Origin of the sequence: Colwellia sp. BRX10-4 (genome assembly GCF_014077465.1) — a bacterium.
Lineage (GTDB): Bacteria > Pseudomonadota > Gammaproteobacteria > Enterobacterales > Alteromonadaceae > Colwellia_A.
Map to the genome: position 1 here is coordinate 18846 of NZ_JACGVZ010000006.1, position 11742 is coordinate 30587.

General features: G+C 38.5%; 8 protein-coding genes. 3 read left to right on the forward strand and 5 right to left on the reverse strand.

Going from position 1 to position 11742, the window contains the following annotated elements; all coding sequences use genetic code 11:
• Positions 1 to 10: 10 nt before the first annotated feature.
• The 4 genes from H4J67_RS21005 to hutC form a co-directional block, all read right to left on the reverse strand.
• A complete protein-coding gene (locus H4J67_RS21005; RefSeq protein WP_182176489.1) occupies positions 11 to 463 on the reverse strand; it encodes an NfeD family protein in 453 nt (150 codons plus the stop codon).
• A gap of 507 nt (positions 464 to 970) precedes the next feature.
• Positions 971 to 2515 carry a histidine ammonia-lyase gene (gene hutH, locus H4J67_RS06975; protein ID WP_182176488.1) on the reverse strand — a complete coding sequence of 515 codons (1545 nt, stop codon included), beginning with the start codon at positions 2513 to 2515 and terminating at the stop codon, positions 971 to 973.
• Positions 2516 to 2603: 88 nt separating this feature from the next.
• Positions 2604 to 4286 carry a urocanate hydratase gene (hutU, locus tag H4J67_RS06980; protein WP_310650683.1) on the reverse strand — a complete coding sequence of 561 codons (1683 nt, stop codon included), beginning with the start codon at positions 4284 to 4286 and terminating at the stop codon, positions 2604 to 2606.
• Positions 4287 to 4350: 64 nt separating this feature from the next.
• On the reverse strand, positions 4351 to 5073 hold the full coding sequence (gene hutC / locus H4J67_RS06985) for a histidine utilization repressor (RefSeq protein WP_182203257.1): 723 nt from the start codon (positions 5071 to 5073) through the stop codon (positions 4351 to 4353).
• Between the two features lie 236 nt (positions 5074 to 5309).
• On the opposite strand from hutC, the gene hutI reads away from it, so the two are divergent.
• Both hutI and H4J67_RS06995 read left to right on the forward strand, forming a co-directional pair.
• Positions 5310 to 6542 carry an imidazolonepropionase gene (hutI, locus tag H4J67_RS06990; RefSeq protein WP_182176485.1) on the forward strand — a complete coding sequence of 411 codons (1233 nt, stop codon included), beginning with the start codon at positions 5310 to 5312 and terminating at the stop codon, positions 6540 to 6542.
• A 240-nt stretch (positions 6543 to 6782) separates the two neighbouring features.
• On the forward strand, positions 6783 to 8882 hold the full coding sequence (locus tag H4J67_RS06995) for an EAL domain-containing protein (RefSeq protein WP_182203259.1): 2100 nt from the start codon (positions 6783 to 6785) through the stop codon (positions 8880 to 8882).
• 51 nt (positions 8883 to 8933) lie between these two features.
• Here the strand turns inward: H4J67_RS06995 and rraA are convergent, their stop codons facing one another.
• Positions 8934 to 9419 carry a ribonuclease E activity regulator RraA gene (gene rraA / locus H4J67_RS07000; protein WP_182176483.1) on the reverse strand — a complete coding sequence of 162 codons (486 nt, stop codon included), beginning with the start codon at positions 9417 to 9419 and terminating at the stop codon, positions 8934 to 8936.
• Between the two features lie 248 nt (positions 9420 to 9667).
• Here rraA and H4J67_RS07005 point away from each other — a divergent pair, with 248 nt between their 5' ends.
• Positions 9668 to 11668, forward strand: a complete 2001-nt coding sequence (locus H4J67_RS07005; protein WP_182203261.1) for a bifunctional diguanylate cyclase/phosphodiesterase — start codon at positions 9668 to 9670, stop codon at positions 11666 to 11668.
• Positions 11669 to 11742 lie beyond the last annotated feature (74 nt).

Consider the following 11742-nt stretch of genomic DNA (forward strand, 5'->3'; position numbering starts at 1 on the left):
GTTGTTGTTGTTACTTTATCGGTTCAACAACCAAAGAGATATTTTCTTTACAAACAATAGTGGCGTGACTACCTTCTTGTAACTCTGAACCGTCGCTCAGTGCTGTCCAAGTAGTGCCTTGAAATTCTACACGACCAGCATGAGTGCCTGGTCCAATTTTTTCTATAACCGTTACTTCTTTTCCATATATGTCTAGTTCTTCATAAATATTTTCAACGGTATATTCACCACTGAAAAACCGCTCAGTGACAAAATAAAGTACAAAGAGTAAAAATGAAGCAAGAATAAACCAAGTCGTTAAAGTTAGAGTCCAAGTATCGAGTAATTGTTGTTGTACACCAATAGCGACTAATAATGAGGCAATACCTAAATTTAAGAGGATACCACCGGGAACAAAAATTTCTGCGCAAGCAAATAATATGGCTAGAACAATCCATGTTTCAAAGAAAAGTATGTATTCCACCGCTAACTCCTTGTTATTAATACTTCAATAGATTAACAGGTTAAAAAAATATAGATACTGTTGTTATATTATTATGAAGAGGTAAAATTTATGATCACTTCTGTAAAAATAAAGTTAGCAACTATGACATATTATGTCAAGTTTGTTATTGAATTATATTTACTAGTTAAGTCTAGGTTATTGGGTAACTTCCCCACGTTAGTCTGGCCCTGATACTCTCTAATATCCTTGTCTCAAACATTGATATGCAGGGGAGTATTAATAAGATGAATGCGTGAATACCTAGCAGTAATAGGTGTTGCTTTACTTTTTACATCCTTGTGAGCACGGCATCCCCTTCATCCTGAACATCGCCATTCTTTCACATCCATGTGATCATGGCATACCATTCATCCTGAACATCGTCATTCTTTCACATCCATGTGATCATGGCATACCGTTCATCCTGAACATATAAAGCCCGTTAATTTTCATTAACGGGCTTTATTTTTATATTGTTATTAAATACTAGAAGCTTGGTAGTATACCTGCGGGTATTAATTGATTTAATTCACCATCAGCAATAATATCTGAGGCTTGTGCAATATCAGGAGCAAAGTATCTATCTTTATCATAAAAGCTTACTTCTTGACGTAAAATAGCTTTGGCTAATTCAACTTTTTCAGCACCTTTAAGAGGAGATCTAAAGTCTAAACCTTGCGCGGCAGCTAAATACTCTACGGCCAAGACACCATTGGTGTTTTCTGCCATATCAGCTAAACGACGACCAGCAAAGCAAGCCATCGATACGTGATCTTCTTGGTTAGCAGACGTTGGTAAACTGTCAACAGAAGCCGGGTGAGCTAACGATTTATTTTCTGATGCTAAAGCTGCTGAGGTTACCTGAGCTATCATAAAACCTGAGTTAACACCGCCGTTATCTACAAGAAATGGAGGGAGCTTACTTAAATTTGCATCAATCAATAGTGCCATTCTACGTTCAGACAACGAACCTATTTCAGCAATGGCGAGGGCTAAATTATCAGCTGCCATAGCGACAGGTTCAGCGTGGAAATTACCTGCCGAGATAAAATCACCTTCATTGGCAAAAACCAATGGATTATCAGTTACTCCATTGGCTTCGATATGAAGCACTTCAGCGGCCTGACGAATTTGCGTTAAACAGGCACCCATCACTTGTGGCTGACAACGTAATGAATAAGGGTCTTGTACTTTTTCACAATCAACATGAGAGCCACCAATTTCAGAGTTTGTATCTAAAACATAACGGTAAGCGGTTGCTGCATCTATCTGGCCTATTTGCCCACGTACTTGGTGAACGCGATCGTCAAAAGGCGCACGTGAACCTAATGCTGCTTCAACAGACATTGAGCCAATAACCACAGCAGCAGCAAATAAATCTTCAGCGTGAAATAAACCTTCCAAAGAAAAAGCCGTAGATGCTTGTGTACCGTTAAGTAGCGCTAAACCTTCTTTAGCGGCAAGTGTTATCGGTTCAAGACCTGCAATTTTTAAACCTTCAAGGGCGGTAATGACTTCACCGTCATGCGACATTTCACCTTCACCTAGTAAAGGTAAAACCATATGTGAAAGTGGCGCTAAATCGCCAGATGCGCCAACTGAACCTTTTTTGGGTACACATGGATAGACTTCAGCATTAAGTAGAGTGATTAAGGCTTGGATGACTTTTAAACGTATGCCTGAAAAGCCACGTGACAATGAATTGATTTTTAATACCATCATTAAGCGTACTGTGGAATCTTCCATGTATTCGCCAAAACCCGCTGAGTGAGAAAGTACGATAGAGCGTTGTAATAATTCTAGCTCTTCTGTCTTTATGCGTGTGCTGGCTAATAAACCAAAGCCGGTATTAATACCATAAACGACACGGTTTTCACGGATAACTTGTTGTACCGCTTCAGCACTTTGATGAATCGCATCAAAGGCACTCTCGTCAAGGCTATATTGAATCCCTTCGTATTTAACGACGTTGCGTAATTGCGCTAGGGTTAATTGCCCTGGAATAATGTTTAATGTGCTTATATCTGACATGTATTTCTCGTTAATTCTAATGAATTTGTTAAATGAGTTTTCTTTAATGTGGCTGCACTAAGTTATTACATCAGCCACTAAGAAAAAGTTACTTACCGTTAGCGCCATCAATCATAGGTAAATCAAGGCCTTGCTCTATTGCACAATCAACGGCTATATCGTAACCCGCATCGGCATGACGCATAACACCTGTCGCCGGGTCGTTCCATAAAACGCGGCCAATACGCTGAGCTGCTTCGTCAGTTCCGTCAGCAACAATAACCACACCTGAATGTTGGCTAAAGCCCATACCTACACCACCTCCGTGATGTATGCTTACCCAAGTAGCCCCACCAGACGTTGAAAGTAGGGCATTAAGTAATGGCCAATCAGAAACGGCATCTGAGCCATCTAACATACTTTCAGTTTCACGATTTGGTGAAGCAACTGAACCTGAATCTAAATGATCTCGACCGATAACAACGGGGGCAGATAATTCGCCAGTTTTAACCATTTCGTTAAAAGCTAACGCTAAACGTGCACGGTCTTTTAAACCGACCCAACAAATACGTGCCGGTAGACCTTGAAAGTCGATACGCTCTCGAGCCATATCCAACCAATTGTGCAAATGAGGATTATCAGGGATCAATTCTTTAACTTTTGCATCTGTTTTATAGATATCTTCTGGATCGCCAGACAATGCTACCCAGCGGAAAGGACCTATGCCTTCACAAAATAAGGGACGAACATAAGCCGGTACAAAACCGGGGAAGTTAAAAGCTTTTTTCACCCCTTCATCTAAAGCCATTTGACGAATGTTGTTACCATAATCTGTTGTTGCAGAACCTGCCGCTTGTAAGTCGAGCATGGCTTGTACTTGTTCCGCCATTGATTTTTTGGCTGCTTTTACTACAAAAGCTTCGTCTTTTAAGCGCATTTCTGCTGCGTATTCCATGGTCCAACCTTGTGGAAGGTAGCCATTTAATGGATCATGTGCTGACGTTTGATCTGTGGTTACATCGGGTGTGATACCACGCTTTACTAATTCAGGGAAAACGTCAGCGGTGTTACCTAATAAGCCAACAGATATCGCTTCACCTTTAGCACATGCTTCGTTGATCATGACTAAAGCTTCATCTAACGTTTTTGCTTTTTTGTCTACATAACGAGTTTTGATACGAAAGTCGATTCGAGTTTCATCACATTCAACCACTAATGCTGAAAAACCAGCCATAGTTGCTGCTAGAGGTTGTGCACCACCCATACCGCCTAACCCACCAGTAAGTACCCACTTACCTTTAGCGCTTCCACCAAAGTGTTGCTTAGCCATCGCGACGAAGGTTTCATAAGTACCTTGCACAATACCTTGTGATCCAATGTAAATCCAAGAGCCCGCCGTCATTTGGCCATACATCATCAAGCCTTTTTTATCGAGCTCGTTGAAGTGTTCCCAATTACCCCAGTTTGGCACGAGGTTTGAGTTAGCAATTAAAACACGTGGCGCATTTGAGTGGGTTTTAAATACACCAACCGGCTTGCCTGATTGGACCATTAAGGTTTCGTCATCTTCTAAACGATTTAATACTTCAATAATTTTGTCATAGCAAGCCCAGTTGCGTGCGGCTCGGCCGATCCCGCCGTAGACCACTAATGATTGTGGGTGTTCAGCAACTTCAGGGTCAAGGTTATTCATTAACATGCGTTTAGCCGCTTCTGTTAACCAACTTTTTGCGGTAATTTTATTACCACGATCTGCTCTGATCACTCGGCTTGTATCTAATCTTGGGTCTATTGAGGTATTTTTGATAGTCATGATATTTTCCTAACTATGGGTTGTAAAAAGGATGATTATTTTTTTAGAATTTTAAGTGACTGCCTAAACGATACTTATTACCCGGAGAGGTTAAGGTCGCTAAACTGACCACCCCTTTACTTGACCAAGTACGACGTTTTACTTGTAAGCAAGGCATTGATTCTTCTATATGAAGTAATTGGCAAATATGGGGTTGTGCTAATACAGCTTCTATTTCGTGTGTTGCTTCTGTTAATGGCGCTTCACTTGATAAATATTCGTGAGGCGTTATTTGCGTGAAGTTTTGCTGTAAATAATTTTTTACTAAGTCGCTATTAACAAAACGTTGTTCAAGTTGAATCGGTTGATCATTTTCAAAATGTAGTACTTCAGAATAAAAAACTGATACGCTATTAATTGAATTAGTTTTTAAGTTAAGTAAAATAGCGATTTCTTCGTTAACAGCAACCGCTTTCAAGGTAAGCTGTTTAGCGTGATGTCGATGACCTCGTTCTTGAATTTCATCAGCGATATTACGAATTTCTAATAACGAAGACTGTGACTTAAACGTTGCAACAAAAGTGCCCGAACCTTGCGAACGGATCAGTAGTCCTTGCTCGGTAAGTTCTTGTAAAGCACGTCTTGCTGTCATACGACTTACTGAAAATTGATCAGCGAGTTCATTTTCAGAAGGGACTTTTGCATGTTGCTGCCATTCGCCAGATTCAATTTTTTGGCAAATATGCTGCTTTATTACGGTAAATTTTGCTGTTTTTACTTTAGTCATGTTAATTCGCTAGGTTTATTGTTTATAAGACTGTTGTCGTCTTAACGCTATAACTTGTATATACAATCTCATTTATAAGTGCCGATGTCAAGGGTTGTATATACAAGCTTGCTTGTCTATTCTCTATCGCGTAAAGTAGCGTTATTAGCAATCAAACACTACGCTTATAATACCGCCATCTTTTGATATAAACGCTGGTTGAAAGTTTAGCGTTTAAATCACCTTTTGGATCTATTATGACGATTAATTCTTCTGTTTGGCACACTCTCTTCATTAATGTAAATCTAGCGACTATGACTGATGGCTCGAACAGCTATGGTGCTATTGAAAATGGTGCTTTAGCAATAAGTGGAAGTAAAATTGCTTGGTTAGGTGCTGAAATTTCTTTACCCCTATATGATGAAAAATCATTACGGGTTATTGATGGAAAAGGAAAATGGTTAACGCCCGGACTCGTTGATTGTCATACTCATATCGTATATGGCGGTAACCGAGCCAATGAATTTGAAATGCGCTTACTCGGTAAAAGCTATCTAGAAATTGCTAATGCTGGCGGTGGCATAGTCTCAACAGTCTCTGCAACACGTAAAGCCAGTGAAAGTGAATTATTAGCCAGTGCCTTACCCAGGTTAACTGCATTACATCAACAAGGTGTGACCAGTATTGAAATTAAATCGGGTTATGGTCTTGATACAGAAAACGAAATTAAAATGCTTAAAGTAGCAGGGCAGTTAGCTGAAAAGCTTCCGGTTACTATAAAGCGGACTTTCCTTGGCGCTCATGCTTTACCTGTTGAATACAAAGATAATCCTGATGAATATGTCGACTTAGTTTGTGATGAAATGATACCCATCATTGCCAAAGGTAAATTAGCCGATGCGGTTGATGTTTTTTGTGAAAGTATTGGTTTTAGTTTAGTACAAACAGAGCGTGTCTTTGCTGCCGCACAAAAACATCGTCTACCGATAAAAGTTCATGCTGAGCAATTATCAAATTTAGGCGCTACCGTATTAGCGGCAAAATATAATGCGCTTTCATCTGATCATATCGAGTTTTTAGATGAAGCCGGTATTAAAGCCATGAAAGCTGCAGGCATGACTGCAGTATTGTTACCCGGAGCGTTTTATTTTCTTCGTGAAACACAATTACCGCCCATGGAATTATTACGCAAGTATCAAGTGCCAATTGCGATTGCGACCGATGCAAACCCCGGTTCTTCACCCATTCATAATATTCAACTGATGCTTAATATGGCATGCACATTCTTTAGATTAACACCGGCAGAAGCACTAGCTGGTGTTACTTGTTATGGTGCTAAAGCACTAGGTTTAGCGAATAAAGGTCAACTTGCGCTTGGCTTTGATGCAGATATTGCCTTGTGGAATATAGAGCAACCGGCGGAACTTTGTTATCAGTTTGGCGTAAACCCACTGAGTGAATTATTTGTGGCGGGTAATAAAGCCATTTAATTTAATTAAATGTGTTTATATTCAGGTGATAATTTCTTCTGTGATAAGCCTAGTTAAAAACACCCTATACAAACTTCACTATATTGCTTAGTCTTAATATATACCCGTTCTACTTCAATACGCAGGTTCGTCTGATGGTGTTTAGCGATAAACCCCGTTTGGCATTGCAATAATTGATCTGATTTCCTAGTTAAACTCATCAATCGTATAGGTTTGTTGTCATTAGGTAAAAGGCTTTATATGAAACACTTTCGCTCGACGCGCTTCTCGTTCACTGGTTTTTTGATGGTAGTGTTAAGCTTGTTTTTATTTTCGAGTACGGCACAAGCCGCTTCTTTTTCTTTTACTGAATTTAATATTGCCTTTGTATTGGGGTTAATGTTTCCAGTTATATTAATCATCGCCTTAGTTAAGCCCTTAAAAAACATTCGTCTTCGTCACCCGTTACTGATTTCTCTGAGTGTTTTATTGATGCTTTATGCCTTGGCTTATCCCAAAAGCCATCAAAGTGAATTGATACTTTCATCAGCGATGATTTTTTCTTCGGTGTTATTTTTTTGGCTACGAAGCACTTATTCTCAACCGGCAGAAAAAGTAAATTATGTCATCAATTTTATTGTCGTCGCAACAGCGCTATCTTTTGTTTTTAGTTTATGGTTTTTACCCGCTATTGATGGTTATTTAGCTTGGCTGGTGGCAAGTTTACTCGTGCTTGCATGTGCTGGCGTTGCGGTGCTTTCGTCAAAAAAAATCAAAGAGCTTAATAGTGTGAGATTAACGGTGCAGTGGTTTATACACCTTTGTTTCGTGATTATTCTTTTCGCGTGGTTAAATGCTTTTATCAGTGTGGTTTGGTTAGTGTCGGCGATCGTTATTTCCTATCTAGCTGCTTTGGTCAATGGTTGTTGGTATTTAGTGCAAGCCATTCGCGTCGAACTTAATAATAGCAAAGATATTAGTAAAAAAATATTAACAGCATATTTGTTAGACCCAGCAACAAATTTACCCTGTTATCAACAAGCCTTGGAAAAATTAGAAAATGTTATAAAGCAGCAGCCTAAGCGTCGCTTGGTGAGTATTGTTTTTAAGCCAGTAAATTTTCAAGCGGTTAACACCGTTTTAGGTCACCATAACTCTGATATTCTATTATTACAATTAGCGTATTGTTTACAGAAGAAAGTCGCTGAAAATATTTTATTGGTTAACTTTTCAGATGAACAAACACCGATAAAAATCGCTCGGCTTCAAGGGTTACATTTTTTAGTTGTACTAGACTTGAGTACTGACAACTACCCTGACCATACTAAAGTTGATCAACTTTGCCGTGAGCTTATGGCTGCTGTGCCCAGAGCAATGAGTTTCAAAAGTTTCTCTCTTAATTTTGAATTGGCTTTTGGTGCAGCTTATACAGGGGAATACAGTAATAGTGTCAGTGAGGTTATTTCATTTGCTGAAGATGCCTTGCTCGTTTCAGAACAAAATCAACAGGTTGTTAGTTACTTTGACCACAATAGTGCACTTTATACCGAACAACAATTACAGCGTATGGAGCAATTAAAACAAGATATAGCCGATGAAAAATTACATTGGTATTTACAACCACAAATAGGTTTAGCGAATAAAAAAGTTGTCGGCTTTCAAATGGATGTGCATTGGTATAGCGATGATAAAGCACCGCGTGGACTCAGCCAATTTGTTGACATTGCCGAGCATAGTGGCGATATCTATCTATTAACAAAGCAGATGATTGTTGAAGCTTGTAAGGCCATTGCTCAATTACAAAAGGTAGGCTTTGAAAGGCCAGTAACCATTACCTTTGCTAGTAAAGAGTTACTTGAACCGGCATTAATTGACTACATTGTTTTACAAACTAAAGCACATAGTATTAATACAAATTCTTTAATTATCGAGTTTAAAGAAGCGCTAATTTTATCTGCTAGCCAAAGAGCAAAAGCGATTATTGATCAGCTGAAATCTTTAAATATAAAGATCGCGATAGGGGATTTTTCAGGCAGCTATGAGTCATTACGATACTTACGAAAGCTGAGTATCCACCAAGTAAAAATTAATTGTGGCTTGTTGGGTAATCGTGAGAATGACATTGAGAGTGGTAGCTCAGATAAGGCCATTATTAATGCGCTGATCAATTTAACCCGGGCAATGAAACTACCTCTTATAGGCACCTCAATTAATAATAGTAATACTGAACAAGCATTTATATCAATGGGCGGGGAATATGCAGAGGGTCGATATTTAAGTCGTGGGGTTGTTTTTGATGAAATTGAAATTTGGACTAGGCGTTGGCTCGAACAATATCCACATAGTGCACCAGCTAAGTGAGCCCAATTTAAGTCAGTGGGCGTAACTTACTGAATGTAAAGTCTAGATGATTTATTCAATGTCTAACGGCTCTGGTGACAGAATAATACCGGTATTGTCAGCATAAATGTGATCTTCAGGTAGAAATGTTACCCCTGCAAAGTTTATTGCTAAATCACTTTCGCCAATATCTTGGTCGCTAGCACCAACAGGAATAGAGACTAAGCCTTGAATGCCTAAATCGAGTTCTTCTATTACATCTACGTCACGGACACTGCCATAGCAAACAATTCCTTCCCAAGCATTGTTAGCGGCCTGTTCAGCAATGTTAAAATCAATCAGTGCCCTACGTGTTGAGCCACCACCATCAATAACAAGGACTTTTCCTCGTCCATCCGTCGCTACAATTTGTGCGATTAAACCATTATTTTCAAAGCACTTAATGGTAACTACTTGACCACCAAAAGAGCTGCGCCCGCCATAATTACAAAAGATAGGATCAACAACATCAATTAGGTCGGCATAAATATTACAAAGCTCTGAGGTGTTGTATTCCATGATTTTTCCTTAATGCCATGATTGAATGCTTATACCCATGCTACTAAATTTTCGCTTACAGCAACAGTAAACATAAAGTGGGAAAATTTTAGTCAATTAGCGCTTAGTATAGCTTGATGTACAAACCTTGTGTGAAATATATTCAATGGTAAATTACCGTATAATCAGCAAATAATAATAGTGACTGTCTTGTATTGCTAAGCAAAAGAATATTTAATGGATGCTCGCAACTTAATAGAGAATATAACATGGTAGGTGAGAAAGACTTTTATCACGGTCTATTATTTTCTGTTGAAGCCCTAGTTTTTGGCTTACTTGCTATATTTTTTTTGCTATATACTCGGGGAGTAGGCCGACAATATGTTACCTACTGGGCGGTAAGCCTATTTTCTTTAAGTGCCCATCAACTTTGTCTTGCCATTGAAACCCAACTTAACGACCTCAGTGTTATCGCCTTAGAGAAAGTTCTGCTTACAGTAGGTATTCAAGTTAGTTTTTACTTTCATCTCTGCGCACTTTTACTCGGTATTTATAGTGCAGTTTCAAAACAAATCATTTCTAAAAAAATCACCAATAGCATCTTTATACTCAGTGCTCTGTTCGCACTAATGGCAACGTTACTCTACGGGTTTGAGGTTAACGAAGTTTATAACCGCTTTTACCTGCGAGAGAGTTTACCTGCATTTGTGATGGGCTGTGGTTTATTATTAACAGCCTTTTATTTATATAACTTGCCTAAAAAATATTTTTCTGCACATATTCTTATTGTTTATAGTCTTATTATGGGGGGCCGGTATGTTTTGTTTTCCTTTCTTTCTATTGTACTTATTAATGAGTATTGGTTTAGGCCATTAGCGGAATTACTGATTTATTTTGATTTGGGTGCCTTTACTTTATTAGCATTTACTCTGCTTATTTGGATGCAAGGGGCAGAGCGAAGTATTGCGACCTCTGCAATGAATAAAGCTCAATATTTAGGTAAGCATGATTCATTAACGGGGGCGTTAAACCGACAACAAGTCATGGAAAAACTACCTTTAATCATCGAAAAAACCGCCAGTAACCAACAAAACTTAGCGGTTTTTTTATTAGATATTAAAGGCTTTAAATTTGTCAATGATACATACGGGCTTAAGGTTGGAGATGCTATTTTAGGTGAAATAGCGCGTAGACTTGATGAAAGTATATTTCTACCCCAGGTAGTTGGACGATTAAGTGGTGATTCTTTTGTTTTTATTATTGATGGTGTTGACGAAAAGCAACAAGCCGCTGCAATAGAACATTTACACGGCTTAATAAGTCGGGCGTACCATATCAAACAACATAAAGTATTATTACAATGCTCTGTTGGTTATTGTTTATATCCCGGGGATGGGGGATTAGCTGAAGATTTATTACAAAAAGCTAATTTAGCCTTAGCGCAAGCTGAAAGCCAAAATGTGGCGACGGTCAAATATAAAACAGGAATGCAATCGCATGGTCGAAGATTACTTGCCATGGAAAAAGAAATTCGCGATGGTTTTGAAAATAATGAATTTGTACTCTATTTTCAACCACAACTTAACTTATTAAATAATCGCATAGAGGGCTTCGAAGCGCTTGTTCGCTGGCAACACCAAGAACGTGGTTTATTACAACCAGCAAGTTTTTTACCTGATATTGAATCGCTTAACTTGCTTAGTGACCTAGACATTTATGTGCTTGAACGGGCATGTCAAACTATTGCACGTTTGCAAAAAGCATATCATCGTCGAGTGACTATTGCGGTTAATATCACCGCTGTTGAATTTCAAGATCCAAAATTGATTGTAAATATCCAAGCCTTACTTTTTAAGTATCAAATTACACCAAGATGCTTAGATTTAGAAATTACCGAAAATGTTGTGATGACAGAAATAGCAACAGCAATGAATACCATTGTTATTTTGCAAAATATGGGCATAAAAGTTTCAATTGATGATTTTGGTACAGGGTATTCCTCATTGGCATACTTGCGTAAACTGCCTATCGACAAAATTAAAATTGATCGGAGTTTTATTGAAGAAGTCGCAAGTAATGATTCAGATTTAACGATTGTTAAATCTATGGTTGAGCTTTCTCATGGTTTAGGTAAACGTGTTTTAGCCGAGGGAGTTGAAACCGAAGAACAACTAAGGGTATTACGCAACATTGGCTGTGATGCAGTTCAAGGATATTACATCAGTAAACCTATACCTGAAGAAGCATTGAAAAAATACTTTTCCCGCTAATTATCATCTTATTATTTCATATAAAAAAACCTATAAATTTGTTTCAAATTTTAATTTTCTGCCTATAATAAAGA

Excerpts from the sequence above, each read along its gene's own strand:
- H4J67_RS07005 (WP_182203261.1), top strand. The coding sequence starts at position 9,668 with ATGGTAGGTGAGAAAGACTTTTATCACGGTCTATTATTTTCTGTTGAA.
- rraA (WP_182176483.1), bottom strand. The coding sequence starts at position 9,419 with ATGGAATACAACACCTCAGAGCTTTGTAATATTTATGCCGACCTAATT.
- hutH (WP_182176488.1), bottom strand. The coding sequence starts at position 2,515 with ATGTCAGATATAAGCACATTAAACATTATTCCAGGGCAATTAACCCTA.
- hutC (WP_182203257.1), bottom strand. The coding sequence starts at position 5,073 with ATGACTAAAGTAAAAACAGCAAAATTTACCGTAATAAAGCAGCATATT.
- H4J67_RS06995 (WP_182203259.1), top strand. The coding sequence starts at position 6,783 with ATGAAACACTTTCGCTCGACGCGCTTCTCGTTCACTGGTTTTTTGATG.
- hutI (WP_182176485.1), top strand. The coding sequence starts at position 5,310 with ATGACGATTAATTCTTCTGTTTGGCACACTCTCTTCATTAATGTAAAT.